Origin of the sequence: Pyrodictium delaneyi (assembly GCF_001412615.1) — an archaeon.
Taxonomy (GTDB): Archaea; Thermoproteota; Thermoprotei_A; order Sulfolobales; family Pyrodictiaceae; genus Pyrodictium; species Pyrodictium delaneyi.
This window is the reverse complement of the sequence record NZ_CP013011.1, coordinates 596,784-621,670: the sequence shown is the minus strand read 5'-3', so window position 1 is coordinate 621,670 and position 24,887 is coordinate 596,784. Positions and strand designations below refer to the sequence as shown.

Genomic DNA, 24,887 nt, shown 5'->3' with positions numbered 1-24,887 from the left:
CGTTGTGCCCCGCCTGACCGCCCCGCTTCATAGCCCCGCTGCCGGGTCTCGGCGGGTGTGAGACCGGCGGGGCCCAGGTGTATAGTCGATGCAGCAACAGTGGCTATTAGAGGGTGCCGCAGCGGATCATGTAGTAGTATCTACCCGGGGACTGGTGGCTTCGCTAATGCTCTCAACTAGTAGTCGAGGTTTCGCCGGGCTTTACGGCCGCATGCTGCCTAGGGGTGGTCATCTCTGCGTGTGATCGGTGTAGATATCGAGCCCGGCTGCAGCAGTGGGGCTAGGTGTTATTCTGTAGCGGTAGTTGATGATGGGAAGCTTGTAGCCAAGTATGAGTCTGTACCATTGTATCGACTTATCAGGCTTATATGGGAGTATAGGCCGGATATCCTGGCTATTGACAACATATACGAGCTCGCCTCGAGCGAGAGGGAGCTAGTAAAGATTACATCAATGCTTCCTCCAGACCTAAATATAGTTCAACCCACCCGCTTACCCGACGGCTCCCTCGTCGATCTACGTAGACTGGCAAAGCTCGCCGGCCTTGACACCGGCTCGGGAAAGCTTTCACCAGCACGCACAGCCTACCTGGCCGCACTCCTCGCGTCTATGGGCTACGGGTCTCGGATCCGGTTCGTCGAAGAGAAGACCAGGATTGTGATAGCTAAGTCGCGCAGGCTAAAGCACGGCGGGATGAGTAGCCCGCGTTACCAACGTAGAGTGAGATCAGCTGTCCTCCGGGCTGTAAAGGATGTAAAGCGTATACTTGACCGGCACAGGCTAGACTACGACCTTATGTTCCGCAAGAGTGGCGGAGGTCTAGATAGCGCGGTCTTCATAGTATATGCGCCGAGAAGCCGCCTAAACGGGATAATTAAGCCACATGAGGACTCCGACGTACGCATAGAGATACAGCCCGTATACAGTAGCCGTATAGTCTTCGAGACAGAGGCCTCTGACCAACTGAGCCAGACAAAACCTTACATCATCGTAGGCATAGACCCCGGCATATCTACGGGCGTAGCCGCTGTCGACTTGAACGGCCGGCCCATCTTCGCCCTCAGCAGACGAGGCGTAGACCGCAGCGAGGTCATAGAGCTGATAACCCGTCACGGAATACCCGTGCTCATAGCCACTGATGTACGGCCAGCCCCCGAGTTCGTTCGCAAACTCGCAGCCGCCATGGGTGTACCCGTATATGAGCCGCCAGCCTCCTTGAGCGTCGAGGAGAAGCGCTCTATAGTGGAGGAGTATACCCGGCGCTACCCCGAGCTACGCAGAGTAACAGATGCCCATGTACGGGACGCACTAGCCGCTGCCGTTAAGGCTCTACATATACACGAGTCTAAGATGAGACAGATAGAGTCCTACACGGCTAGACTAGGCCTGGACATAGACGTGGACGCTGTAAAAGCCGACGTGATAAAAGGTGCAACCATAGCCGAGGCCGTCGAACGGGCAATACACGCCGCACTGAACGATGTAGGGCTACGCAGCTACCTCGTAAAGAGTGTGCGCCGGAGCCAGGTAGAGAGCACGCCAGAGCCACAACAAGCCGAGAACGAGGACCAGGTTAGCCGCTTACGCATGGAGATAGAGAGGCTGCGCGCCGAGAACATAGCATTGCGTAGAAGACTTCGGGAAGTAGACGAGCAGCTCAAACGTCTTGAAGCCGAGTATAGACTGTTGCAGATAGAGTACCGCGAGAGCCTCGAGAAGGATAGGGAGATAAACAAGCTCACTAACGAGGTCAAACTCCTCCGCTCTGAGATAGAGAAGCTGCGTAACGAGGCCAAGACGCTCTACGCCGAGTTATCGGAGCTACAAGACGCCTTGTTCCTCGTGGCATCCGGGAGAGCACTTCCAGCCCCGAGACTACACGAGCTAGACAACGAATCCATGAATATGCTAGCAAAACTCGTGGAAAACCATGGACGCATAATAGCCGTTATGGATACAGTGAACCCGGTACAGTGGAACAGACACGGGGCTATTGTCTCGAAACTTCTACTGGCCGTACTCGTGCCAAGAGAGCTTCTGGATAGACGCGGTGTTATAGAGGCTTATAGTGTGCCCGTCCTCCCTCTCGAGGACTACGAGATAAAGACGCTGAATGGACTAGTCCTGCTAGACGAGAAAGTCATAGCGGACGCGTACTACCGGCTAAGCGAGATAGAGGCTGCCAGGAGGAGAGCCGAGAAACGAAGGCTAGGCCTAGAGGATGTAAAGAAGATGTTCGAGGAATACCGGGCTAAGAGGATGAAGCTGTTGCTAGAAGACGCTGATCTTGCCTTCAATGAATAGCTTTGTTATCTTGTGGTAGTTGTCGAGTTCCTCCTCTACTATAGCTTCTATCTCGCGCACCGCGTCGCTTGGCAGCGGCTCTCCAGGCTTCTCCGTGAGCACCTTGACGTTGGCTACCAGCGGGTCGTTGAGTGGCCTGCCTATCTGGCTCAGTAGCTCCACGTAGACCTCCTTTAGACCCTTTACATTCTCATAGACTCTCCTAGCGATGTTCATGGCCATAACGTTGTAGATCTTGCCTACATGGTTTATCGGGTTCTTACCGGCAGCAGCCTCTAGGCTCATCGGGCGAAGCGGTGTTATAAGCCCGTAGCTCCTGTTACCGCGGCCAGTCATACCGTCATCGCCGTGTTCTGCGCTAGTACCAGTGACGGTCAAGTATACTATGCCCTTGTCTGGCTTGTCTGCCGTGTTTACGTATACTTCTACGTCGTAATCTGGTGCTATCCTGCTAGCTAGGTCTAGCACAGCTTCGCGTATGGCATCCTTTACGGATAGGTAGTGGTCCATGTCAGATACCAGACTGGAAATAATTGCTGCTGCTATTGTTAGTTCTATCTTCTTGCCCTTACGTAGACCCATTACCTTGATGTCTTCTCCTACTTCGGGGGTCTTCTGCTTGAACTCTTTACTGTTTAGCAGCTTCTCTGTCTCGTATACAAGCTGCTCAAGATGCGAGAACGGGGCGAAGCCGACGCCGACGCTAGTGTCGTTAGCTAGTGGCACTTGACCTTTACCCAGATCGAAGATGCCCACGAGGTCTGTGCTGCCGTGGCCTATCTTGTAGTCTACTATGACGTGATTCTCTGGGTCGAGGAAACGGAAGTGTTCCTTTATCCAGCCCTTAACAGCCTTCATTATTATTGGGCCTATCGGTACCTTCTCTACACTACCGTCTTCGAGTCTGACCTCAGTAGTAGCCCTACCGGAGACTATGATGTAAATAGGCTGTAGTACTTCGCCACCACCGAACTTTGGCGCTGCCTGGCCACCAACAACTAACACCTTGTCGAGGTTATGATGAAGTACCGTACCGTAACGCTCTAGGTAGAACTGGGAGAGTATACGGCTTGCCTCTTCTGCCGCGGCATCCGCTATCGTGTCAGGGTGGCCAAGTCCCTTTCTCTCTACAAGTTCTACACCATGTTCTTCTATCGGCTGCCATCTAATACTCTCGACCACAATGTTCCGCGCCACTTGTCTCACCACATCGGCAGCCGGTGTTACTAGGCCCTTAAAGGTGTAAGCTCCGTTTATCCGCTTCAACCTATAGGCAGCGAGCCACCAGCCACTATCTCAAAGTCTACACTTACGTAGACTACATGACTACCGCGTATCAACACTCTACCATACTTCACCTTAGGCTCCATGGTGCCCGGTTTTAGCTCAACACACTCGTCTAGCACTAGGTTCATCGTTGAATCAGTTGCATCAAGCTTCCCTATGTACTCACTCCCGTCCTTGAGCTTGACAAATATTACTCTACCAACAGCTTCCCTCAACACTCGTAGAGGGCTAACCGGCTTGACACGCTGGCGCTGAGCCATCTCCACTACTACACCTCCAACCCAAAAACGTTCAATACCAGCATGTACGCCGGGTTGCTAAGCCGGCTTAGCTAGGCTATAAACCTACATGTCCTACGCTACCCGGGATTCTCCTTCAGCAACTCATGCAACGTGGAACGATTTAAGGCTAATTCTAACAAATCTATATTGTAATCTATTATTCTTCTACTACTCTCCATGACTCTACGAATGAGCAGCATCGATGCTGGGTCACGTTCACATGTGATAGATTTTAGTATATCATCGTTCTTCTTTTTGAGCTTAATACCCTCCTCTATACCCTCATCTGCACGTGGTGGATTAGGATTTAAAAAGGTTGATGTAGCAAGCCTATAGTGGTCGAGGATCTCCCTCAAATGCTCCGGTATTCCCATTAGACATTCTACATTGAATCCCACGCCCATATCCAGGAGTTCAATTGCCGCCGAAGCTATGTTAGTTGCGTGATCACCTGCTCTTTCTAGGTGCTTAGCAGCAGTCATTATGAGACTAGCATCTGCCAGGTTATCCAATCCTATCTCGCTTGGTGACTTATAACCCGCCAAAACACTTACAAGTTGTCTAGATATAAACATGTAGAATTTATCTACTACGTCATCTCTTTCATCAACTTCAGCTAGTATATCGCGGGCCCCGCGTCGGAGCCCATCTATTACATCTTCAAGCATAAATCCAACAGCCTTAATTAGCCTCTTTATCGACACCTCGAGGGGAAGACTTGCCATATCAGCTATAACCTGGAAGACTATCGATGACGACGATTCTTCAACCACCTCAACACCTATGAGTCTGCTGGCTATAAACTCCCTAAGCTGCCTTGCAATCTGGGAACTAGACGTCGAGCTAAAGATGACCTCTATTATATCGGCACCCGCGATATAGTAGGATATAACTCTTCTAGCTATACGCCAGAAGTCCCACTGAGGCTCAGCCTTTATCTTAGCAATTATTGATCTTCGTTGTTCCCTCGCACTACTTACAGGCTCTATACGAAGCGAACCATCAGGTTCAAGAATTATTGACACTTCCGAGCCCTTACCAAGGTTATGGAGCTGCACCCACTCCTTGGGCAGAGTTACTATGTAGGATCCACCACCTGTAAGCTGTATACGTCTTCTCTCCCTCAAGACTTAGTAGCCCTCGACAACAATAGAGCAACTAGCCAGAATAATTAATGCGGGGCTCTAGGAGCATCCCCTCCACCGAACGGGAGGGCTTCCTGCTCAGCCCCTCATCACTTCATAGCATCAGCGGGGTTCGATTAACAACCCCGTGACTAGGCATAGCAGACGCAGGTCGGACACTAAAACTCTACTATCAAGGAGCATGCCTTGACCGGTATTCACAGCTTAACGTAAGGGTTTTACTCGTCTATTATCATCAAAAAGCACTGCCCTGAAGTGACCGGGATACTAAGCCGAAGGAGATAGTATAGTGGGAGAACAATAACACACCAATATAGAGATTGCTAAAAAGAAGGTAAAAAACTAATGATCGTATAGGTAGAGTTTCTTATAGGACGAATCTACTTCATTAAGGTAGCTGCAGTGCATAGTTTACAGCTGCGTATGCATCTACTAGACCGTACCCTGTGAAGTTATCGAAACCTGCCGGTCCAAGGTCTATTGCAGTCGTTGTCAGTGCATCGTAGACTTCCTCGAATGTTAGCGGCGCCTTGCCCGAGGCTATACGGAGGGCTTGAATGAGCGCTACAACGCCGCTTACATGCGGTGTGGCCATGCTCGTACCACTTAGCACAGCGTAGTCGCCACGTGGATATGTGCTTAGTATGTCTACACCAGGTGCCGCGACATCAACCTCCGGGCCTTCACTACTCCATGTTGGGCTATCACCGTTAGCATCTACGGCTGCTACTGCTATTACCCAGGGATACTTAGCAGGGTAAGCCACTTCATCAGTTGTAGGATCGCCGTCGCCTTCGTTACCAGCAGCCGCTACTATTATCGCGCCGTTCTGATATGCCCAATAAGTCGCGTCGCTTAGCAGCGGATCGTCTGTTGGTCCTCCAAGACTCATGCTTAGGACTTCGGCGTCGTCCCAGGTGCCTACTACACCGTCAGGACCAGCCACAGCGTAGTATATACCATAGGCTATATCACTTATATAGCCGCTACCACTATTGCTCAGTACTTTAATCGCGTAGAGCGTCACTGCTGGTGCTACTCCAGCCACTCCAGTACCGTCTAGCGCTGCAGCTATCGTACCTGCCACATGGGTTCCATGTCCATTCACGTCACGACAGTACCATGGATTACTGCTTACCACTATCCATGGGTAATCGGCTGTGTTAACACACCAGACTACCTTGCCGTAAAGCTCTGGGTGAGTATAGTCTATACCAGTGTCTAGTACTGCTACTTGCACACCATAGCCTAGCGCATAATCGCCTACATAGGGGTAATATGTATCCCAGACTGTGGGCGCATTCACCATGAATATGTCCCATTGTATGTCTGGGCTGTCGCTCAGTGCAAAGGCATAGAGCTTGCGATCCGGTTCAACATACCGGATACCGATCCCGCGAACTTTAGCATGTTGCTCAAAGCCTTTACGAGCTTTCTCGACCGCATCACCGGGGCTTACCCCCTTTACTTCAACTACTATTGCGTTGAAGGCATCAAGCTCACGTAGTATCTTGAAGCCAGCAGCCTTGGCAGCAAGCTTCGCTTGGCTAGGATCTCCGCTATAACCTATTATTACACGATAACTACTAGGTGCAGGTGCTGCCATCACTGGCACAATCTGTACAAGCATAAGTAGTACAATACCGATCGCCAGCACTGTGCCTGGCTTCAACTGCCTAAACATTCAACCCCACCCCATTGTTTAGGGTTTCTGGTCGAGTGGGCTTAATGTGGTCCAATATAAAAATCTATTTCATTATTACTTGACATATTAAGCAGTTCTTATGCCATGAAGTTCATAGACTAGCCAACACCAGTTATCATGTCAAAATATAACTCCACATCAACATGGAGAATAGACAAAGAGATACTCTTACGGCAAGGTCGTGTGGGACAAGGAATAGAGTAGAAGCGAGACAAGAAGTGGTGGGCCCGCGGGGATTTGAACCCCGGACCTCCGCCGTGTCAGGGCGGCGTCCTAACCAGGCTAGACGACGGGCCCAGCCCTAGTAGCTCCATGTATTAGTTGGGCAGAAGATATGAGGGCGTTATAAAGCTTCACGCTACCTTCTGCAGAATAAGTTCAATAGATATACACAAGAAGTATATGAAAATACTATAGCATTATCTACACCGCGTACTCAAAGTTATAGCCTCTATGTACAGTAATATAATAGTTGGTATGGTGTCTGTACCATGGTAGCCGAAGTAGAAGTGGTAAAGAAGATTAGCTGCGGAAATCGTGAAATAGTAATAGCTAAGGGCGATATAACAACCATAGAATGCGATGCTGTGGTGAACCCGGCCAACAGTCTCATGTTCATGGGAGGAGGCGTAGCAGGTGCTCTCCGAAGAGTAGCTGGGAAAGAGGTAGAGGAGGAAGCCCGAAAACATGCACCAGTACCCGTAGGAGAAGCGATAGCTACTGGAGCCGGCAAACTAGAGCCGAGGATAAAGATCATCATCCACGCCCCAACAATGGAAAGACCCGCCATGAGGACTACTACAAGCAAAGTGAGAAAGGCTGCTACTGCAGCCCTAGCATTAGCTGCTGAGAAGGATATTGAATGCTTAGCTTTTCCAGCCATGGGTGCGGGCGTCGGCGGCCTCAACGCCAAGGATAGCCTGGCTGCAATGCTTGAAGCTCTTGATGAACATTGGAAGTCAGCCAACACACCAAAGAGAGTAATATTTGTGGCCTATAACGACAGAGACTTAAGACAATTCCTCGATGTTATTGAGCGATCTAGGATGACAAGCTGCAAAGACTCATGAGTATCTAAACTCAAACCACTATCTACAATCGCATTATGAAAACGACTTAGCCACCAACATACTGTTAGCATTTTCCACACATTCTAAAAGGAGCCCTATATTACAAAATATACGTAAGCTAAATCTCTTTGCAGCTTCTGTCTTTACTCTTTTCAACTTGGCTTAACTTGGCTCTAGTATTATGCGTATTTCTTTTACAGTAGTTTTCACTACCTTCCTTACGCCCCTAACGCCCGGCTTGTACTCCGAGCGTACCAGGCCTATCTCCTCAAGTCTACGCACTTGTGTTGAAGCATTCGCTTTACTCTGGTTTATCATCTCTGCTATCTCCCCTATGTCCGCTTCCCTCTTCAAAAGTTCTGACAATATCTTTATACGTGTTGGACTCGCTAAAGCACTACATACTCTATAGATATACTCCTCTCCTGAAACAATGAGAACACCATCCTTCTCGATAATACCTTCCCGAGTTACTTCGGTAGAATTCTTTACTCCGCTCTGCTCTGTTGAAGCCATTCGCGCCACCCATGCTCGTAACCTAGCTCTCCTGCACTTTTTAGGGCTTCGCTTCAACGATAAGCAATTACTTACGTATATTTTCGGGTTACACAGTAGTGGCTTTTACAAATATAGGCTCACATTTGCTTATATTCACTAGAATAATTCAAACATTCTCTATCTCGCCCCTAACGTATTTGATAAGTTTCTCGACATCCGCTTCGACGCCATACCTTTTCCTAAAGAATCTGACGACATACTCTATGTCTCTACGCAGAAGTTGCTCAGCCGAGGGGTGCTCTTTCTCGACATACTGAGGCCAGTCTATTATATAGGGACGTTCCCTATCATCCTCTATTACTACAAGTATATTATATTCGCTTAGATCACCATGGACTATTCCTACGTCCAGGTATGCTTTTCGGAGTGTATCAATTATATCTCTAAGCATAGACTCGGGGTCCATGGCGTCCTTGTACATGTATAACTCAACACCCTCAATATAGTCTGTCACAACTGCATGGCGACTATAGCCTAGGGGCTTGGGAACTAGTGCTCCGGCTCGGTACAGCTCGTCAAGAGCTCTGAATTCGCGCTGTCCAGCTAGCTTGGCTAGTTGTAGCCACGACGAGTATGGCTTGTCCGCCGCGTAGTGTCGGACCCTTACTATCTTCTGGAAGCTTGTTCTCCCCACACGATGAAACTTTACTATAACCCTAGTACCGCTTGGAGTCAACCCCGAGTATACATCGCTCTCCTTTCCCACACCAAGCTTGTCGCCAAGAGCATGAAGTATGCCGCGTTCGACAAGAGAGTGGAGTGCAAGCATATCCAACCCCATGTAGGTTAACCTATACCCGACGTAGTCGCCTAGACGTCTCCTCACTAGCTTTAGCTGGTTCAATTTCTGCAGACTCATAGCCACATGGCTCGACGGCATACGCAGCCTTCTCTCAATAACTTCTATCGGCACATACTCGTATCTTGGCATCTCCCTCTCTATCACTGAGAGTACACGGAAATCCCGGCCTACTAGCTTCTTGTAGGTTAGCGCTAACAACACCATGTCTTGTCTACACCCTCACATTTCTGGCAACATACCTCAAGACTTTTTCTAGGGGCAGAGCCCCAGCCCTCGAAGTTTGACCCGCATAGTTGAGCCAAAACACTCTCCTATATTAGGGACTGGCTAGTAGTTAACTAGCGGGGCACTAGTGGGATGAAACTTGCAGTGTTTGATCCGGAGGTAGAGGAGTGTATAACATTATTCACTAGACTTAAGAGCAGTCTTCCGCGTCTGAATTCGCCACGAGACTCCTTCCTAACAGAATGGGCTCTCTTCAAGCGCCGTGCTGCCAGCATAGCAGCTAATTGTATAAACAAGCTTTTGCCAGGATTAATAGAAGCCATATACTATATAGAACTCTCAGACTCACATGTGGGACGCGATATAGATTTACTCATAGCATTACGAGATGATATAAAGAGCATTGACATGGAGGAAGTTGAGGAGACTATAGAGTCGTTACTTACAAAGCTTGCAGAGTTAGCAGGCTTGAACTTCCATGCATATACTAGCAGTCCAAACCTTTTCGAAATACACACAATTGAACGTGGAGTTTATGGCTCAAAAACCAGACTATACTATGCAATTCAACTCATTAACGGGGATAGCCGGATTTAACCCTGATAAATAACCCAAGAACTCGAACATTACTCTCCCCATATACCTATATTCGGCATTCTGATATCCCTGTAGCTGTAACACCAATTAGCTAGGGAGAGTTAGCTCCATGAATGTAGATGAACTCCACACATGCATCTTTCACGGACTTGAACGAGTCTCTGTTGCAATACGCAACACGCTTCAAAGAAGAAAAAACGGCGTCCTTTGGAAAACCATGGAGTGGCAACGTTCAAAACGTCTTATTGCACGCGTCCTCTCTGACTGCATATGCAAGCATACCAGTTGCCATGTATACTTTCTTGACATCCACGGCGGCGAGCCCAGTACTGGCCTTGGGGACAAAGATATAGACCTGGTACTAGAGTGTCCAACCGAGATCAACATAGAAAGAATCGAAACTATAGCAGAAACACTTGTGCTCGACATTTTAAAGACTGTTCTAGGGGATAATCCGTACAGAATTCTCGGAGTGCCTAATATAGTGGAGCTTCATTTAAGCAATGAATACTTGTTTAAAAAATACTTGAAGGCAGGACCTCCATACGCCTTTAGGATATGCTAACGTCTTGTTATTATTAGAGCGAAAGCTGCGAGCGAGATCACTACTACTGCTGCCACTATGAGTCCTGTGTTATCTACTGGAGCGGCCGGCTTTGCGGCTGATGTTGTTTCCTCGATTTGTAACTTTGGCACTGTCAATGTTATGCTAAACCCTGATGGCTTCTCTGGGGTAGTCGTCTCTGATTGCTGTGTAGATGTTTCAGCATATGTCTCAGCCGCAGTCGTTGTAGGCGTCTCGCTTTCAGCGACCGTAGTTGGGGTGGTTACAGCCGTAGTTATTGTAGTAGTCTTGTACTCTATTGTCTTTGTGAAGACAGTCTCCTTTCCTGAAGCGTCGATTACTACAACTGTTATTTTCGCCTCCGTCGCTTTGAGAGGAGGCACCACTATACGCATATCATTGCCAACTATCATCGGCTTGATTACTATCTCTTGCCCATCATATTCGATCTTGGCATATGTCTCCTTGATGCCCCATGAATCGTCGCCTACCTTGAAGCTTAGCACTAACTGCCGGCCTTGACGCGGTGACGATGGAGTCATTTTCACGAGTTCTAGCACTGGCGGTTTCTCGTCAGGCTTTGTGAACAGTGTCGCCTGGTACTCAAAGCCCTGTACTGGCTTCTCCTTGGCAAATGCATAGAGTATACAGCCTAGAGCTGTACAGCGTAGCTTGTAGGAGTCTAGGCCCTTCATGTACAATTTCACGGTCTTGCCCAGCCACTGGCTTGGCACATGCAGCGCTACGACTGTTTTCTCCATATACTCTGTTATCTTGCTGTCATCTATCCTCAGTGTAGCTGTGACAGCGTTCTTGGTCTCTACATAACTCGCATGTATCTTGTCCACGTTGAAGCTGGCGTGGCGTGTCCAGTAGTCGCCATCACCGTGGAACTCTACCTTTCCTGATGGATCTACGGTGACTATTCGGAATCCGTGGTAGTCTCCGGGTCTTACGCTTCCGGCCGTGGTTACTGTCACTATGTAGTGTATCTTTGAGCCGTCGGGCCTGGTTACTACAGCGTAGGAGTCCAGGTGTACGTGCCCGGAGAATACAAGTACTGCTTCTGCTTTGGCATTGAGCATTCCATCTACTAGTGTCTTGAGTGCTTCCTCGTTGGTTAGCCAGCTGCTATATATGTAGGTGTACTTGCTGTTTGGCTTCTTGCTAGTTAATAGTTTGAATAGATCTTCGCTGCTCGACACATTGAATTGGAAAGGTATGTCGCCAAACATGTGTGTGAAGTGCGGATGATGGAAGATGAGTATCTTTATGGGCTCCTCTGTAGAGGTTAGAATGTTCTTTGCCCATGACGCCTGGCTCTGTGTAATGTAGCCGTCACCGCCACTGTCAATACCTACTATACGGTAGAGCCCGAATATATCTAAAGTATAATTGAATGGTCCACGGTATGCCTCGTAATTTGTAGAGCCACCTACGTGGTCATGATTGCCTGGCACACCTACGACCGGCTTGTTGAGTAGCGAGTCTACTAAGAGGCTTTCCGTATATTCGCTATCGCGCGCTGTATCGGCGAGGTCACCGCTGTCAACTATGATAGTGTTCTCTGGAAGCCCTAGTACTACAAAGTTTACTGCCAGGTCGTAGTTAGATGCCTTTCTTCCGTTGGGGTTTATTACGCCGAAGTGACGATCTGTTACATGAACTATGTTCAGCTTCTCGAACGAGCTAGCATTACCAACATATATTGAGTTGGGCTCACCATAGATGCCTTCACTTGTATATTCACTTGTATATATTATTAGGTCATAGAGACCTTGTTCAGCGCTGTCAGGGACTTTTACGGCGAATACGGTATCGCTGAGCTTGTTATACTCACACTCATAGGATCCTCCATAACCATTGTCTATCATAATTTTCTGAATGCCTAGTGGCTTACTTACTATCAGCGTGAACGATCTGCCCGGTTCGACAAAATACGGCCTACTTATCTTCGGCATAATTATTAGGCCTGGCTTGTACTCGGCTTTCTGTTCTATTGCAGGTATCGTTATCTCTACAACCTTTTCGGCCTGCTCAGCAGAGACTAGTGGAGCTATAAAGGATACAGCTAGTAAGTACACTATTAAGAGTGTTGCCATTACTCTCCTGGCAGCGATACCCACGCTCTGCACCGTTGTAGCTAACCTTATGATAGGGCTTCATAAAGTCAATCCAGCGTATATGTAGCAAGTTGCTACACTATTTACCCTAGATGAGATTCACAATAATAGTTTAGTGTAATCAAAACTGACAACCTTTAGCCAAAATTTTCCCATAGGATGTTAAAGCAGAACCGGGCCTAGATCAAGCAGGCGAGAGGGTAACCAAAAAACTTGAAGTAATGTGTGGCTGCTAAGGTATCAACCTGGCTATCTAGCCTTTGCGTAGAGCTAGGGCGGCTGCTAGTAGCGCTATTATGCCGAGTACTAGGCCACCCATGGCGAAGGTCTTGGCGCTGGAGGCAGACGCCTCAGCCGCGTTAGCAGCGTTAACTGCATTACTCACCTTTTGATCTACGTATGTCTTTATCTGATCCACTATCTGGTTAATGTTCTGCTGGAGCACCTCGTTTACTAACTTCTGTACTTCGCCTAGTTTCGAGTCTACATAGCTCTTAGCCTCTGCGGCAGCCTGCTCCGCTGCTTGTTTAGCTTCCTCGGCCTGCTTTGCTGCCTGCTGTGCAGCACTCTCAGCTTGTTTTATAGCCTCCATCTGACTCTTGAACGTCTTTAGCTCGCTATAGTTCTTCGTAGCCCACAGTATTAGGTTGCGGAAGAACCTCGGGCCGTCTAGTGGTATACCCTTGTAGGAGTATGTCACTAGGGACTGGTAACCGAAGTATGGAGACTCACCACTTACTATTACTACTTTGTCTCCGCTCTCTGTCTTAACAATCTCTGCCGCCATTATGACGAATTTCCCTGTCTCGCCCGCCTGGTGTGCGTAGCCAAACTCGCCTGGCTCGCCGGGGTTCTTGGGCTGATGCTCTACCACCTTACCATTCTCGGTTGTGACGAGTATTGGTATGATTGTCTCAGGTGTGTTTGGGTCTGTTACCTTGTGCCAGTCACCGTTCTCGTCGACCCATGCTACTGCACCGGGTCCGTGCATCAGCACTTTCTCGGCTCCTAGGGCTAGTAGTTCTGCGTCGTAGCGTGGTGCTGGCTCTACTAGGGCTATTACACGGTAAGAGCGGCCAGCGTTACTCTTAGTGTCCTCGATGCTTACGTAGTCGCTGCGCAGCTTTACGTCAAAGCCCTTCTGGGCTAGGTAGTCTAGGAGGTCATTGCATATGTGTTGTGCTAGCTCGAGATTGCCCCCCTGTGCCGGGTAGTCACTGTCAGTGGCACACCAGAGGGCGCGTGCATCTTTGCTACCGAACCAGTTTGCCACAGCTTCCTTCTCAGCATCGGTGAGCGGGTCTACAGGTTGACCTATTATCACCATGTCTATTGATGGACCGCTGCCCAGGGCTGTCAAGTCACCAACTACTATATCGTATGCCTTGTTCTTGATACACTCTGGCAGCTGCTGTGCTTGCTGCTCATCCTTGACGAGGATTATCCAGTATGCATCGGGAACTACACTCATCATAGCACAGACGCCGTTATACTGTTGCCCGTGTGCCAGATCTACGAGTATGGTTGGTAGTTCGAGACGCGCTGCATGGGCAATGGGATACACCGCTGATGCTATTAGAAGTCCTACTACCAGGATGTGGGAGAGAAGCCTCTTCATATTACACACCCACCTCGGTACCTAGCCTTCTAATGACCGGTTGAAGGTTCACTATTCCCATGTCGCCTAGAGCCGGTATGAGGGATTTAAATCCACCTCCTTGAGGTGGAGAGACAGTCACCATACTGGTTCCATTACTCCATATATTGCCCGCATGACAGCGCATACTATACTACTGTCACAGCATTACCGCTCCTCTTTACATTGACTGGGAGCTTTTAGCGAGTGCTACATTTACTGCCGCAGCCGGCTACCAATCTAAATGGTGGTGATAAGAGGGTGAACACCCGCCTCGTAGCTATCATTGTTATAATCCTAGCAATAGCTGCAGCAGGAATCCTTCTCACCAGCCGAGAAACAACAACCCAGCCAACAGAAACTGCGACTCCACCGTCGCAAACAACAACGTCCTCGACACCCGCTATTACAACAACCACTACTGCGACCAAGACTACGTCGGCAACACCTACAACAACTACAAGAACAACAACGACAACTACGCAGGCCACGGAGCAACCGGCAGAGTGCAAGGAGAATATAGAGCTTGTAGTACTCACACGGCATCCAGCAGACATCCAGGAGAAAGCCAAAGATCTCTTCCTGAAGTCTGATATTGCCAAGCGTTTCTGTATAACCAATGTAAGGTTCCTACCGATACCTGCCGGGTTCTGGCCGACCTACATCGAGAAGCAGAGTATAGACGTTGCATGGGGTGGTGGCCCGACCCTCTTCGACGACCTCTACATGAAGGGATTGCTACGCCCACTTGAGACCAAGCTTGCACTCGAGGCTGCTAGCCAGGTTCCTGACAAGTTTGCCGGCATGCCCATGAAGAGGATAGGTGATGACGGTAAGATATACTGGATCGCGGCCGCGATAGCAAGCTTCGGATTCACTGTAAACACCGAGGTAGCCCAGCAACTAGGCTTTGACGTGAACAAGCTCAACTCCTGGCGGAGTCTAGCCAGCGACGACCTTGGCCTAATTCTCGTAAATTACGGTGTGCCAGCCCTCGCTATAGCTAATCCACTCCAGAGTACAAGCAATACGAGAATATACGAGATAATTCTGCAGGCGTACGGCTGGGAGGAAGGCTGGCGCGTCCTAACATTGATGGCCGCTAATGCACGCATAGAGGAGGGCAGTGCGCTTGTTCGCGACGATGTAATAAACGGCGACGTCATGGTAGGTATAACTATAGACTTCTACGGCTACACTGCTGAAAGGCTCAATCCAGCGTGTAAGTACATACTACCACAAGGCGAGACTATAGTAAACGGCGACCCAATAGCGGTGGTGAAGTCTACCAAGCACCCAGAAGCCGCTGAAGCTTTCGTAGCATGGATACTCACCGAGGGACAGAAGATATGGCTTGACCCCAACATCAACAGGCTTCCCGCTAACCCCAAGGTGTTTGAGACGCCAGAGGGCCAGAAACGCCAGGACCTCAAGGAAGCCTTCTACCGTGCAATGCAAGCCAAGGTAATAGAGTTCAATGATACATTAGCTCTTGAGACTGAGTTCGCTATGCAGCTGTACTTTGTAGCAACACTAGTAGACCAGCACGACATACTACAGAGAGCATGGGCAGAGCTACTACGAGCATACTACATAGACCATAGGATAGACGAAGCAACCTTCAACATGCTGAAACAGAAGCTAACAGACATAGTAAAGTACAAGGACCCTGTAACCGGCGAGGAGAGAGTATTCACACTAGATGATGCATTGCGAGTCAACAAGATTCTAAAAGACCACATAAACCTTAAAGAAGCCTACATGAATGCCTGGCGTGAGGCCGCCAAGCAGAAGTATGAGGAGGTATTGAAGGCCCTTGGCGGCTAACACATCGCCATCCCTAAAGCGTATAGTATCGCGGATAGCTCCTAGAGCCAAGACTGATATAGAAATCGTGCTCCTACTCTATATCCCGCTCTTCGCGATACTTTTTGGATTCGTAGCCCCACTCTTCATAGTGGTAGTTGAAGCCTCTAAAATGGACTTCAGCGAGCTAACATCAAGTTACTATATTAACTTAGATAAAGACGCTTTCGCCGACTTTATAACAGTAAGGAATCTACCAAATATAGTACGCATTTCAGTAAATGGTTTTGATCTAGGCGTCATAGGGAATAGCGTAGTAAATGCATTACTTGTTACCTTCATAGCTGCACTCATAGGCTCGGCGTCTGCCATACTAATTGGATTCTACCGATTCCCCGGCAGAAGACTCTTCGCTATACTAGCATATATACCTCTATTAATCGCACCATTTGTCAATGCCTATGTTATGCAGCGTTACTTTGGCAAAAGTTTCACACTAAACACGTTCTCTTACATCCTAAGCGAGATAACAAGGCCACTCATAGGTAAGGATGTGATGATAGAGTTTAGCGGGCAAGCAGGCGTGGCCCTAGCGCAAATACTAATGTTCTACCCAATCGTCTATATTAACACCATGGCTGCTCTAGGTGCTATTGATGCCACACTTGTAGAGCAAGCCATTAACCTAGGTGCACGTGGCTGGAAGCTCATAAAGGACATAATCCTTCCCCTCGTAATGCCAGGCGTGCTTGCAGGCTCTACCCTCGTCTTCATCCTCAGCCTCGAGGATGTAGGCGCACCAATAATATTCAGGTTCCATAAAGTAATGGCTTATCAGATATATCAGTACTTCCAGAGTGTTGGAAGCGAAGCTTCACGCCCAGCTGTAGCTGCGCTAAGCTTCTTGATGCTAGTCTTCGCTACCTTGCCCCTGATAGTCGTCAGGAGGTATCTAAGCCTCCGCTACTATGCCCGCCTGGCACGTGGTGCTCCCAGACCTTTCCGTGGGCTCCAGCTAGGCCGAAAAGGACTCTTGTCAGCCTACCTCGTAGTCTTGCCTATCATAGTTACAGCTGCAGCACCACAGATAGGCGTCATCATACTCGCATTTAGCAAGAAGTGGATAGGGCCCCTCCCAGAGCCACTACCGATGGACAGCTTCTTTGCCAACTTCATCACGTTATCTGAAATGGAGGGCGTAATGAGAAGTATATATAACAGCTTAACGTATGTTGCCCAAGCATTGGTCTTCATAGCCATAATAGGCTTCATGGCCGGCTATGCCACTGCCCGTGCACGGCTTCCAGGCGCCTCCGTCCTCGACATACTATCATCGCTGCCACTAGCAGTACCCGGCCTAGTTGTGGCATTCAGCTACTATGTATTCTTCACGACATACTTCCACGGCACATTCCTCGATCCAGTGCTCTTTCCAGCCCACGTACTGGTGTTAGCATACATTATGAGAAAGTTGCCTTTCACCGTACGCTCCGTCTTCACAGCAGTCATACAGACCCCAGAGGAGCTCGAAGAAGCTGCTAGGAGTCTAGGTGCACGACGTGCCCGTGTAATCCGAAGAATAGTGCTACCACTAGTATGGCGAGGCATCATAGCTGGACTTCTACTGAGTGCTATCTACGTCTTGAGTGAGGTGAGTGTTAGCATAACTCTCGGCAGCCTGAGGGGCAGCATAATATCTCCAGACCACATAGGCCCGATAACCTTTGCAATCCTCCAGCTTACGACACAAGCTACCGTTGTTGCTGGCGGTACACAACCCCATGCCAAGGCTGCTGCGCTGGCCGTTATACTGATGGCTATAGAGGCTGCTGTCATTACTATAGCGTCGAGGCTGGCACGCCGCGGCCAGGCTCTGGTTACCGTCTAGGCCCTACTCTTTTTACACCATAGTTAAGATGTGTACACGACAGGGCAACAGGAGTAGGGATGGTGGGGCGAATTGCCATTCATAGATGTCAGGGATGTTGTTAAGCGCTTCGGGAAGACTGTTGCCCTTAAGGGCGTGAGCCTAGGGATTGAGAAGGGAGAGCTTTTCACTATACTAGGCCCAAGCGGCTGCGGAAAGACCACGCTTCTCAGGATTATCGCGGGCTTCGAGACGCCAGACGAAGGCAGAATATACTTCGAAGGAGAAGACGTAACCGATATGCCGCCAGATAAACGTGGCACCATCATGGTGTTTCAGAACTGGGCCCTATGGCCCCATATGACCGTCTACGAGAACATAGCTTTCGGGCTCAAGCTACGTAAGCTTCCACGCAACGAGATAGATAAGCGTGTAAAATGGGTCCTTGAGCTGCTCGGCCTAGAGGGGCTAGAGAACCGGTTTCCCGGGCAACTTAGTGGCGGCCAGCAGCAACGAGTCGCGTTGGCCAGAGCACTAGCTGTACAGCCTAGAGTACTACTCCTTGACGAACCACTTAGCAACCTAGACGCTAAGCTACGGCTCAAGCTACGCGGCGAGCTCAAGAAACTCCAGAAGCAACTAGGTATAACAATGATATATGTTACTCATGACCAGGAGGAGGCGATGTCGCTCTCAGACAGAATGGCCATTATGAGGGATGGCCGTATAGAGCAAGTTGGGCGACCGGAGGATCTCTACTTGAATCCACAGACACTCTTCACAGCAGTATTCCTTGGAAGAACCTCGCTCATATTGGGCAAGGTTGAAGATGCCTCGAACAGAGAGGTAATAGTAAGAGTGGGCGATACCGTCATACGTGCCATAAACCACGGACTATCGCGAGGCGACGATGCAGCTATTGTGGTTAAGGCCGAGGGTGCACACATAACTAAGCCTCAAGCATTACACGAATACGAGACCCTAAGGGGACGCGTAACAGTAGCAATGTACCTAGGCCCATTCATAGAGGTACGACTCCTACTCTCAGGCGTTAAGCACGAAATACTCCTAGACCTTCCTAGCGATATAACTCCGCCAGCCGTGGGGAATGAGATAGAGGTATACGTGCCACTCCGGAACATACACGCGTACCCTATAGAAGAGGAGATAGTACGAGAGGCTATGGAGCAGACATGAAAAATACCCAATAGAGCGAATGTAGCTGATAACTGTAGTAGTCTTGAATCCGCCGAAAGGAGTTACAGGGATCTAAGTGACCCAATTATTTCCTTCTTTATAGGCTCTATCTGGCGTAGCCTCTCGGAGAGGATACGGTTAGCTTCTTCCTCGATTTCACTTACATAGTTGCGGAACATCTCCTCGAGTTTTTTACGAGCTTCGGCCACCATACCCTCGAAGTCAACTGCCGACACGGCACACACCTCTACCTAGGCCCGTCCTAGAGCGCTCCTCAAGCCGTCTGTAGACCCCTCTTCCATTCTAGATTTTAATTCTAACCCATTCCTGGATGCGTCAATGAGGTGTGCTGGGCTAATCACTATGAAGTGAAGAGTACTATCCATCTTAGCGGCGGAGATATGTTTGTTAGAGGTGGATGCGGCCGGGAGTGACCCGCCCCCTGCCCATCTATCCCCGACGACACGGGGTCGTGTTGCAGGGGACCGGGGTTCACTCGTGTACAACTCCTTTACTCGGCTCGGTTTTAAGTCTCGTGCAGTATTGCCCAGAGAATTCTAGACACCGAGAGCCTCTGCAGCGCTTCTAAGAACACTACTATATTCCTCAAAATTGAATGCTATTTTGTCTATCTTTATCCTTAGATAGTCGCGAAGAACCCTCCTCGTGAACCTGCTATCTCCGAGCACTATTATTGCGCGATCTTCAGTACTTCTCCGTGCTCTTCCTATAGCCTGCCTAGCTCTTACGGCTGCTGTATAGTCTAAGAGCAGTTTGCGGGTATTTTTCTCTCCGAGGCGCTGCTGGAGAGCATGATATTGATCTTGAAGGTAGTCGTCTGGCTGCGGATACGGTACACCAGCTATGAATACTACTCCAATTAGGCTTCTGCCATTCTCGTCTACTATTTCTATGCCTTCTGTGAGTTTTCCGCCGGCCACAGCGTTGACAAGCATATGTCGACTACGTCTCTGTATTTCCTCTACTACATCTTCTATACTGGTAGCCTTATCTTCAACTATCATGTTTAATTTCTCGTACCTTGCTATATCTTGTATGTTGCGTAGTATGTTATGCATGAATTCGTAGCTCGGATAGACTACTAGTACAGCCTTGACCGTACTTCGGTAGGTCTCAAGTATGTAGCGTGCATAGAGCTGATAGGTTTCGCGTCCCCGACTAGTGTATTTTGACGTCAGCTCAGCTGCTACTATGACATATTGGTTCTGAGGCGGAAATACGGGACCATGAAGGAGTTCTACGTCATAGACTCGTACACTCTTCTTTATGCATAGTAGGTCCCGGAGCATCGATGACGGGGGTAGCGTGCCACTTGCCAGTACAGCTGCTTTAGACTCGTTTAGAGGTTCTCGTGTGACAAGACACGGCTCTAGTGGGAGAACCGTAGCACCCACACGCCCATTGTTAGTAAATGTGTAAGCCCCGGTACCCTCAACTGCTAGTAGTTCTGCAAAACGGGCTACACGGGTAAGCGCGACACTAATCTTGACAGGCTGCCCCTCTTCTAGCCGCTCCTTTATCTTAGCTATCCGCACGTCTTGTGCCGCGTCAGCCCATGCCTCGGGGTCGCCGAGTATTTCTAGTAGTTTTTGTCTGTCCATCCTGCGTAGTTTCTGACCTATCGGCTTATTTCTGCTAATCTCGGAGCCTAGCGCTACTAGTGCCTTCTCCATTTCCTCTGGAAGGCCATATTCTTGTATCTCGGTTATTGAACGCCTTATATTATCAAGTGTTATTCTCGCCTCAAGTAGACTGCTTATGTTTAACAGTGAGTGGGCTTCGTCTACGACTACTACAAAGTCACTGTAATCGAGCGGCTCAAATGTGCCCTGAAAGATGTCGGGCCTGAATAGGTACGGGTAGGTAGCTACTATGAACTGTGCCTCAGAAGCAGCCAGCTTTAGCGCAAAGAAGGGACAGTATCCCTGGACGGCTAACAGTTTTACAGCCCTCTGGGGCATCCCGTCTACACTTCTCACAACCTCTATTGCATTGTGTGCCTCCATCTCCGATATCATGTTGAAATAACTGCATTCACCCCGGAGGCGTAGGAGTCGGCACGTCTCCCAGAAGTCTTCGTGGCTAAGATCCTCTCCAGATAGTAGGGGGCACATGCGCCGGGCACTGTATAGGAAGCTATACTTTTCGGCATTGAAGCGTTTTAGCTCGCGCAGCACGGGCTGTATTTCGTTCCTAGTCCTCACAACGTAAAGCACTCTATCAACATTAGCTTGCAAGAGCCCATATATGATGCTCGATGTCTTGCCAAACCCTGTAGGCGCATGCAGTATGAATACTTCGCCACGCTGTACTGCCTCTGCTACACTTCTAGCTGCTTCAAGCTGCCCTTTCCTCGGTGTAGTGTAGGGGAAGTCGTGTTGATTGTTCAGCCCCATGTCTACCTCCGCGAAGCCTCTAGGTGCTTTCTAGGATCGTTACGGTTGACTTTGCCGTGCCCGCCGCCAGGGACCCTCGCCGACGAATCTTATGCCGTCGACACTCTTCACTATGGTTCCCAGGTATAGGAATGATATCTGGCGAAGTGCTACATAGTAGTCGAACTCGTTGAGAGCACTAATACCGTCCATTGGTACGTATATCTTGTACCATCTCAGCGCGGCACTACCAGCTGTATGAAGGACGCAGATATTAGCCACAGTACCCACTATGATGAGGTGCTCTATCCCGTAGACCCTTAGAAGATCGTCGAGCGGTGTACCGTAAAACCCGTCGTACCTTGTCTTCTCTACCACTATTTCACCTTCTATAGGCTTCAGCTCATCTATTATCTCCCAACCCCATGTTCCACGTAAGACGTGTTCGCCCCAGATCCGGTGCTCTGGATCACCTGGATAGTGGGTATCCTTGGTGAATATCGTCATTACCCGATGGCTGCGGGCCCGCTCTAGCAGGCGACGTATTGCAGGGACAGTCTTCTCTGCATCGGGGACGCGGAGCTTGCCCCCAGGTTTGACGAAGTCATTCTGCATATCGACTATTATTAGGGCTGTCTTGTCTGCCGGAAGTTCTACTACCTCCTTCACCGGTATCTCCGGGACCTCTACCCTAATCCTACCAACCACTACTCCTCACCCCTATACTCTAGTCTAGCTCCGGAAGCCTAACTCTAAGGCTTATAGCCAGCCGGCCTCTGGAGCTGTGACCCGGGGTGCAAGGAAGAGATGGGCGGGAAGCACGGCAAATACGCCTATGTGCTCCGCAACGATGGATGGTACGTTAAGGTCCGTGTGCTGAAGAGCAGAAAAGACGACGATGTCTCCAAGTATGTCGTAGTTGGGCCTAAGAGGAAAGAACCACCAGCAACCTTCCCGGTGCTAAAGGAGGACGAGGTACCGGAAGAAGTTAGACGCCAGCTCTACCAAGTATAACTCGGCTGGAACTGATAGCATATCATGGTCTGACATGAGTTTAAGCTTATTGCATGTCTAAAACATTTCTAAAGTCTGTTAGCGGCCAGGCCTAGTTCTCTATAATGCTGCAGCTAAGCCCACATATATTGGCTCGTCTAATCCTAGTCTCTACGTCGGGGCCTCCCGGTCAACTGTTACGCCCATATGGGTGGATTATATCTTGACTTATAGCATTCTAGCTTATGATCCTTTACTAGGCCAGGCGGGTGTCGCAGTCGTATCTGGCAGCATAGCTGTAGGGTCACGCGTACCATGGGGGAGGCATGGAGTAGGCGTTGTAGCCACCCAGGCCTACACGAATCCCGCCCTAGCCCCAATGATACTCGAACTTCTCTCTAAGGCCTCTAGCGCCGAGGAGGCTCTCCGTCTAGCTCTTTCTAGAGATCCTAGCCCGGCACACCGCCAAGTCGCGGTAATAGATTATCGAGGCGACATAGCTGTACACGACGGCGAATGGTCTCCGAGCTGGCATGGCTACATAATACATCCCCAGGAGCCCCTCGTCTGCATAGCTAACCTCGTCCGAGGCCCCGAGGTCTGTAAGGAAGCTGTCCGGGCCTTTGTAACTGCCAAGGGCGGGCTTGTAGACAAGCTACTCGCAGCCATAGAGGCCGGCCATAAGGCTGGTGGCGACCGTAGAGGTGATAGATCTGCAGCCATAATTGTGGTCGGACAAACAGAATACGCGCCATATTACGACCGTGTGGTCGACCTCAGGGTAGACTATTCGAAAGACCCAGTTGAAGAGTTACGGAAGATCTACGCTCTCTACACTGAGGGCTACTAACACATTTGCTATGGCTGCAAGGTTCTTAGCCTTCTTTGCAGAGACCACTCGACTCTACTATATCAACTGCCTTGCATGCTATTCTTGTTGTGCTACATAGACTGCATTGTTTCTTTTCCCTTAGCCGCTCTATACGTGGAGTAATGCCCCCTTGTTCCAACCTCTCCTGGAGCCAGCTCTCGTCAGCCCACTGGTCTGGACCGAGGAGTATTATGTCGGGTCTGATAGCCCTAACTGGTTCAAGTACATCTTTCTCACTCCCCAGCACCGCCTTATGCACGTAACGAATCGCTGATACTACTTCTAGGCGCTGCTCCTCGGGAACTATAGGGTCGCGGTTCTTGAATCTGCGAACAGTCTTGTCTCTAGCCACAACCACGTACACCCTGCCACGAAGCCACGCTTGCCGTAGTAGCTCTATATGGCCCGGATGCAGTATATCGAACGTACCTGCTACGAGAACCTTGGGGCGTTCAAGGAGCTTGCTAGTAGGCTGCCATTCAAACTCTACAAGGCCTAACCAGCGTAGCGCATCAATAAGCCCCTCAGCATAAGCTATATCTGCTAGAGCAGTAAACACGTCACCCTTTTCGAGATAGTAACGTGCGTCGTCTACATACCTCTTAGCTAGCTCAACTAGCTTCAAAGCTCTAGCGTCTAGGTTTTGCTTAGCTGCCCCGAGCTTTTCGAGAGCAAGCTCTACGTTGAGTATGTAGGCCTCTACGCGTCTTCTCGGCTGCACTGATGCTAGGTCAGCCAAGTCTGCACCACACCACTAGGCGACCTACACTATGTCCAGAGGGCCAGTTTTATCGTTCGTGAGCAGGCAAGAGGCTAAACCGTGCCTAGTCCTGCAAGGCGGTCGAGGTCAGCCCATTCCGCACCATGTTCAGCCTCAAGCCACGCCTCCTCTAGGGCACGGTAGAGAGCCTCTAAGGGTTCATAACCCTCTCCAACCACTAGGCGGTTGATTCTTCGATAGTGTTCACGCCGCTCCCAGATATACTGCTCTACTAGCCTTGATGGTGTTCTCCTCTCCGGCCCCTGGCCGACACCCGGTGACTTAGGGTCAAGATAGAGGCGGCGCGGCATGAGCCCTTCAACTAGTAGTGGGTAGAGGCGGCACCGCATAGGTCTTGCAGGGTAGACTACACATAGCTTAACCCCGTCGTGTCTCTCCGCGAGGAAGAGACAACGACCCCGCTCATCCCCGCGGAGAAGCATATGGGGAATAATATCAGCTATGATGACTTTAACATAGCCGCGTAGGAAGTCACGCCAGCTAATACGTAGAAAACGGGCCATACGAACAACATCGAATACCGTCAACGATACATTGGGGCCACCACTGCAGCATCCCCCACACCTAGTACAGCGGAACCTGAATACACCACCAGGCTCTACGGGTATGAGGCGGCTAGTATACTCCTCAAGCTCCTCTAGGTTAGGCCCGCTCAACGCCTAGGAGGCACCCTAGAGG

Annotated in this window: 22 protein-coding genes and 1 tRNA gene; 9 read left to right on the top strand and 14 right to left on the bottom strand. The window is 49.6% G+C overall.

Going from position 1 to position 24,887, the window contains the following annotated elements:
* The first annotated feature begins 240 nt into the window (after window positions 1-240).
* Entirely contained in the window at window positions 241-2,304 is a 2,064-nt protein-coding gene (locus Pyrde_RS03185; RefSeq protein WP_055408125.1) for a DUF460 domain-containing protein, read from the top strand.
* Here Pyrde_RS03185 and Pyrde_RS03180 read toward each other — a convergent pair.
* From Pyrde_RS03180 to Pyrde_RS03160, 5 genes are all read right to left on the bottom strand, one after another.
* Window positions 2,272-3,501, bottom strand: coding sequence for a methionine adenosyltransferase (locus tag Pyrde_RS03180; RefSeq protein WP_055410682.1), 1,230 nt, complete (start codon window positions 3,499-3,501; stop codon window positions 2,272-2,274). The two genes, Pyrde_RS03185 and Pyrde_RS03180, sit on opposite strands and share 33 nt — an antisense overlap.
* A 65-nt stretch (window positions 3,502-3,566) precedes the next feature.
* Entirely contained in the window at window positions 3,567-3,851 is a 285-nt protein-coding gene (locus Pyrde_RS03175; RefSeq protein WP_055410680.1) for a U6 snRNA-associated Sm-like protein LSm6, read from the bottom strand.
* A gap of 98 nt (window positions 3,852-3,949) precedes the next feature.
* Window positions 3,950-4,999 (bottom strand): PhoU domain-containing protein, encoded by a 1,050-nt coding sequence (locus tag Pyrde_RS03170; protein ID WP_055408123.1) that lies wholly within the window; start codon window positions 4,997-4,999, stop codon window positions 3,950-3,952.
* A gap of 406 nt (window positions 5,000-5,405) precedes the next feature.
* The gene (locus tag Pyrde_RS03165; RefSeq protein WP_055408121.1) at window positions 5,406-6,701 is read right to left on the bottom strand and encodes a S8 family peptidase; all 1,296 of its coding nucleotides are present in this window, start codon (window positions 6,699-6,701) and stop codon (window positions 5,406-5,408) included.
* A 240-nt stretch (window positions 6,702-6,941) separates the two neighbouring features.
* Window positions 6,942-7,019 (bottom strand) — tRNA-Val (locus tag Pyrde_RS03160).
* A gap of 194 nt (window positions 7,020-7,213) precedes the next feature.
* On the opposite strand from Pyrde_RS03160, the gene Pyrde_RS03155 reads away from it, so the two are divergent.
* A complete protein-coding gene (locus Pyrde_RS03155) occupies window positions 7,214-7,792 on the top strand; it encodes a macro domain-containing protein (protein ID WP_055408119.1) in 579 nt (192 codons plus the stop codon).
* Window positions 7,793-7,954: 162 nt separating this feature from the next.
* Here Pyrde_RS03155 and Pyrde_RS03150 read toward each other — a convergent pair whose 3' ends face one another.
* Together Pyrde_RS03150 and Pyrde_RS03145 are read right to left on the bottom strand one after the other, a co-directional pair.
* Window positions 7,955-8,308, bottom strand: coding sequence for an ArsR/SmtB family transcription factor (locus Pyrde_RS03150; protein ID WP_055408117.1), 354 nt, complete (start codon window positions 8,306-8,308; stop codon window positions 7,955-7,957).
* A 148-nt stretch (window positions 8,309-8,456) separates the two neighbouring features.
* Window positions 8,457-9,356, bottom strand: coding sequence for an RIO1 family regulatory kinase/ATPase domain-containing protein (locus tag Pyrde_RS03145; RefSeq protein ID WP_055408115.1), 900 nt, complete (start codon window positions 9,354-9,356; stop codon window positions 8,457-8,459).
* Between the two features lie 153 nt (window positions 9,357-9,509).
* Between Pyrde_RS03145 and Pyrde_RS03140 the strand changes: the two genes are divergently transcribed.
* Window positions 9,510-9,974, top strand: a complete 465-nt coding sequence (locus Pyrde_RS03140; RefSeq protein ID WP_055408113.1) for a hypothetical protein — start codon at window positions 9,510-9,512, stop codon at window positions 9,972-9,974.
* A 109-nt stretch (window positions 9,975-10,083) separates the two neighbouring features.
* Window positions 10,084-10,539, top strand: coding sequence for a hypothetical protein (locus Pyrde_RS03135; protein WP_055408111.1), 456 nt, complete (start codon window positions 10,084-10,086; stop codon window positions 10,537-10,539).
* On the opposite strand, the gene Pyrde_RS03130 is transcribed toward Pyrde_RS03135, so the two are convergent.
* Entirely contained in the window at window positions 10,536-12,674 is a 2,139-nt protein-coding gene (locus Pyrde_RS03130; RefSeq protein ID WP_055408109.1) for a metallophosphoesterase family protein, read from the bottom strand. The genes Pyrde_RS03135 and Pyrde_RS03130 overlap by 4 nt on opposite strands.
* A 241-nt stretch (window positions 12,675-12,915) precedes the next feature.
* Complete coding sequence (locus Pyrde_RS03125) at window positions 12,916-14,280, bottom strand: hypothetical protein (protein WP_055408107.1); 1,365 nt, start codon at window positions 14,278-14,280, stop codon at window positions 12,916-12,918.
* A gap of 279 nt (window positions 14,281-14,559) precedes the next feature.
* Between Pyrde_RS03125 and Pyrde_RS03120 the strand changes: the two genes are divergently transcribed.
* The 3 genes from Pyrde_RS03120 (at window position 14,560) to Pyrde_RS03110 (ending at window position 19,168) form a co-directional block, all read left to right on the top strand.
* Window positions 14,560-16,125 carry an ABC transporter substrate-binding protein gene (locus tag Pyrde_RS03120; protein ID WP_156327985.1) on the top strand — a complete coding sequence of 522 codons (1,566 nt, stop codon included), beginning with the start codon at window positions 14,560-14,562 and terminating at the stop codon, window positions 16,123-16,125.
* The gene (locus Pyrde_RS03115) at window positions 16,115-17,992 is read left to right on the top strand and encodes an ABC transporter permease (protein ID WP_055408105.1); all 1,878 of its coding nucleotides are present in this window, start codon (window positions 16,115-16,117) and stop codon (window positions 17,990-17,992) included. The genes Pyrde_RS03120 and Pyrde_RS03115 overlap by 11 nt, the downstream gene beginning before the upstream one ends.
* A gap of 72 nt (window positions 17,993-18,064) precedes the next feature.
* Window positions 18,065-19,168 (top strand): ABC transporter ATP-binding protein, encoded by a 1,104-nt coding sequence (locus Pyrde_RS03110; RefSeq protein ID WP_055408103.1) that lies wholly within the window; start codon window positions 18,065-18,067, stop codon window positions 19,166-19,168.
* A 62-nt stretch (window positions 19,169-19,230) separates the two neighbouring features.
* Here the strand turns inward: Pyrde_RS03110 and Pyrde_RS10600 are convergent, their stop codons facing one another.
* The 3 genes from Pyrde_RS10600 to Pyrde_RS03100 form a co-directional block, all read right to left on the bottom strand.
* A complete protein-coding gene (locus Pyrde_RS10600) occupies window positions 19,231-19,404 on the bottom strand; it encodes a hypothetical protein (protein WP_156327984.1) in 174 nt (57 codons plus the stop codon).
* 321 nt (window positions 19,405-19,725) lie between these two features.
* On the bottom strand, window positions 19,726-21,585 hold the full coding sequence (locus Pyrde_RS03105; protein WP_055408101.1) for an ATP-dependent DNA helicase: 1,860 nt from the start codon (window positions 21,583-21,585) through the stop codon (window positions 19,726-19,728).
* Window positions 21,586-21,624: 39 nt separating this feature from the next.
* Complete coding sequence (locus tag Pyrde_RS03100; protein WP_082419438.1) at window positions 21,625-22,272, bottom strand: cysteine hydrolase family protein; 648 nt, start codon at window positions 22,270-22,272, stop codon at window positions 21,625-21,627.
* Between the two features lie 99 nt (window positions 22,273-22,371).
* Between Pyrde_RS03100 and Pyrde_RS03095 the strand changes: the two genes are divergently transcribed.
* Window positions 22,372-22,578, top strand: coding sequence for a DUF5622 domain-containing protein (locus Pyrde_RS03095; protein ID WP_055408098.1), 207 nt, complete (start codon window positions 22,372-22,374; stop codon window positions 22,576-22,578).
* Between the two features lie 202 nt (window positions 22,579-22,780).
* Window positions 22,781-23,407 carry a DUF1028 domain-containing protein gene (locus Pyrde_RS03090; protein WP_055408096.1) on the top strand — a complete coding sequence of 209 codons (627 nt, stop codon included), beginning with the start codon at window positions 22,781-22,783 and terminating at the stop codon, window positions 23,405-23,407.
* Window positions 23,408-23,432: 25 nt separating this feature from the next.
* Here Pyrde_RS03090 and Pyrde_RS03085 read toward each other — a convergent pair whose 3' ends face one another.
* Together Pyrde_RS03085 and Pyrde_RS03080 are read right to left on the bottom strand one after the other, a co-directional pair.
* Window positions 23,433-24,167, bottom strand: a complete 735-nt coding sequence (locus Pyrde_RS03085) for a DUF357 domain-containing protein (protein ID WP_082419437.1) — start codon at window positions 24,165-24,167, stop codon at window positions 23,433-23,435.
* 74 nt (window positions 24,168-24,241) lie between these two features.
* Window positions 24,242-24,865, bottom strand: coding sequence for a YkgJ family cysteine cluster protein (locus Pyrde_RS03080; RefSeq protein WP_055408094.1), 624 nt, complete (start codon window positions 24,863-24,865; stop codon window positions 24,242-24,244).
* Window positions 24,866-24,887: the final 22 nt, after the last annotated feature.

Bases quoted from the DNA above. Each gene is read 5' to 3' on its own strand.
- Pyrde_RS03175 (WP_055410680.1), bottom strand. From the start codon at position 3,851: ATGGCTCAGCGCCAGCGTGTCAAGCCGGTTAGCCCTCTACGAGTGTTG.
- Pyrde_RS03165 (WP_055408121.1), bottom strand. From the start codon at position 6,701: ATGTTTAGGCAGTTGAAGCCAGGCACAGTGCTGGCGATCGGTATTGTA.
- Pyrde_RS03155 (WP_055408119.1), top strand. From the start codon at position 7,214: ATGGTAGCCGAAGTAGAAGTGGTAAAGAAGATTAGCTGCGGAAATCGT.
- Pyrde_RS03150 (WP_055408117.1), bottom strand. From the start codon at position 8,308: ATGGCTTCAACAGAGCAGAGCGGAGTAAAGAATTCTACCGAAGTAACT.
- Pyrde_RS03145 (WP_055408115.1), bottom strand. From the start codon at position 9,356: ATGGTGTTGTTAGCGCTAACCTACAAGAAGCTAGTAGGCCGGGATTTC.
- Pyrde_RS03140 (WP_055408113.1), top strand. From the start codon at position 9,510: ATGAAACTTGCAGTGTTTGATCCGGAGGTAGAGGAGTGTATAACATTA.
- Pyrde_RS03135 (WP_055408111.1), top strand. From the start codon at position 10,084: ATGAATGTAGATGAACTCCACACATGCATCTTTCACGGACTTGAACGA.
- Pyrde_RS03125 (WP_055408107.1), bottom strand. From the start codon at position 14,280: ATGAAGAGGCTTCTCTCCCACATCCTGGTAGTAGGACTTCTAATAGCA.
- Pyrde_RS03105 (WP_055408101.1), bottom strand. From the start codon at position 21,585: ATGGGGCTGAACAATCAACACGACTTCCCCTACACTACACCGAGGAAA.
- Pyrde_RS03095 (WP_055408098.1), top strand. From the start codon at position 22,372: ATGGGCGGGAAGCACGGCAAATACGCCTATGTGCTCCGCAACGATGGA.